Source organism: Buttiauxella sp. S19-1, from assembly GCF_022134725.1.
Taxonomy (GTDB): domain Bacteria; phylum Pseudomonadota; class Gammaproteobacteria; order Enterobacterales; family Enterobacteriaceae; genus Buttiauxella; species Buttiauxella ferragutiae.
The window spans coordinates 1-2,240 of the sequence record NZ_JAHWLU010000228.1; the positions used below are offsets into that span (position 1 = coordinate 1).

A 2,240-nucleotide genomic window follows, 5' to 3' on the forward strand; every position below is an offset into this window, starting at 1 on the left:
GTTTATCAATGGCATGCACCGGGATTTTGGCATCAATTTGCAGAGGTTGTCCGGCCGCGACAATATCCATTAAATGTTCACCAGGCTGAATAACGCCGCCCACGGTGCTGACTTTGACATCCAGAACGATGCCATCAATCGGCGAGCGGATTTCCGTATTATCCAGCTCATGGCGGGTTGACACCAGTTCATCTTCCAGCATCGCCACTTCTTTTTGTTTTTCTGTTAATTCAGATTCCACTTCGCGCAGGTATTGATGGCGCACTTGATAGGCCTTTATTTTCAATTCATTTTGTTGCGATTTGAGTCTGGCAATATTCAGAATATCTTCCGAGACACTGCCGGATATTTCCGCAGCTTCGCGTTCAAGTACCAGTAATTGCGCTTTGGGGTAGTAGTTCTTCTCACTGAGTGCGCGAATAGCACCCAATTCACGGTTGATCAGATTAGACTGATGATCGCGATAGCTCTTTATTTTATTTAAATTATCAGTCTGCTCGACAAGGCCAACGAGTGTTTCCTGAATCATCGACACTTCGTCCTGGATATTTTTGCGGCGCGTATCAAATAATTTTTCTTGCAGGTTTCTCACTTCTATCAGGCGTTTGTTGGTTGAAAACTGTTGTGTCAGCACTTTGTCGAAGGCAATGGTTTCCAGGCCATCTCTTTCGGCCAATAAACGATCTTCATTACTTTTGGCTGAGATATATTGTGCGTTTAATGCGCTGTAACGCATGTCGAGCTGCATTTTATCCAGCCGCACTAATATCTGGTTCTTTTTAACAATATCGCCTTCTCTGATAAAAATATCGGTAACGCGTCCACCGCTCAGATGTTGAATGGTTTTGCGGTTGCTGGAAACCGTGACTGTACCGTCAGCCACCACACCCGCATCTAAAGGAGCCTGTACCGCCCACAATAAGAAGCCACCGACGCCAAGCATAATGACGACGATCCCCCGCAGGATCGGCGGCCAAATTTGCGTATCTACGCTGCCAGAACCCAGAATTTCGCTTTTAATCTTTTTCATCTTCAGGCCTCTCGTTGCTGTTCGTTATTCGATGAGCCAGAGGTTGCCACCGGTTTTAAAACGTTGGCCTGGCGTAGATTGGCAAAGACCTGGTCGCGGGTGCCGAACTCCTGCACCGCTCCTTCATTGAGCAGTAAGACTTTATTTACGACGCCAAGCAGCGTCGGACGATGCGAGATAATTACGGTGGTTTGCCCCTGGGTTCGCAGGGTATTAATCGCTTTCACCAGCGCGAATTCACCCGCGTCATCCAGATTAGCGTTCGGTTCATCCAGCACGAGGAAAGCGGGGTTGTTATAGACCGCGCGCGCCAGCCCAATACGCTGCCGTTGCCCACCGGACAACTGGTGCCCGCCCGCGCCCAGCGGCGTGTCGTAGCCTTGCGGAAGGCGCAAAATCATTTCGTGAACACCCGCCAGAACAGCGGCGGCCACGATAAGTTCGCTGTCGCTTTTGGTAAAACGCGCGATGTTTTGCGCGATGCTGCCGTCAAACAATTCAACATCTTGCGGGAGGTAGCCGATTGACGGGCCAAGTAACTCTTTATCCCACTGGCAAATATCCGCGCCATCCAGGCGAACCTTACCGGAGAGCGGCTTCCAGACGCCGACTAACAGCTTAGCCAGCGAGGTTTTCCCTGATGCGGAAGGGCCAATGATGCCCAGCACTTCACCTTGTTCGAGTTGAAATGAGATGTTACGCAGCAGAGGGCTACGTTGACCAGGTGCTGCGGCAAACAACGCTTCGACGCTGATATTGCCCTTTGGGCGTGGCAACGTGAGAATTTCCTTCGGTGCCGGGTATTCCTTCAGCAATGTCGATAGCTGCTGCCACGCACTGCGAAATTGCACAAACTGTTTCCAGCTACCGATGATTTGTTCCACCGGGTTGAGGACGCGGCCAAGAATGATGGAGGCGGCAATCATCAGCCCTGGGGTAATTTGACCCCCAATCACCAGTAAGGCACCGGCTCCCAGCGCCACGGATTGCAGCAACACGCGAACAAAGCGGCTCAAACTGTTTAAGTTGGCGGTTTTATCGGCAATCTGCGTTTGCAGTACCAGGACTTTGCTGTGTTGTTCCTGCCAGTTGAGTTTCAGCGTAGCGAGCATGCCCATCGCTTCAATGCTATCGGAGTTTTGTAATTGCTTATTGAGTCGGCTGGCATTATTGATGGTCAATGAATGGGCTTGCTGAATAGGGCGCTTAG

General features: G+C 50.6%; 2 protein-coding genes. Both read right to left on the reverse strand.

The features are described from left to right. A partial coding sequence (locus MES37_RS24125) for an HlyD family type I secretion periplasmic adaptor subunit (RefSeq protein WP_237932800.1) occupies positions 1-1,030 on the reverse strand: 1,030 nt, incomplete at its 3' end. Positions 1,031-1,032: 2 nt separating this feature from the next. Beyond that, positions 1,033-2,240 (reverse strand): type I secretion system permease/ATPase (locus MES37_RS24130; protein ID WP_237932801.1); only part of this gene is annotated, 1,208 nt, incomplete at its 5' end.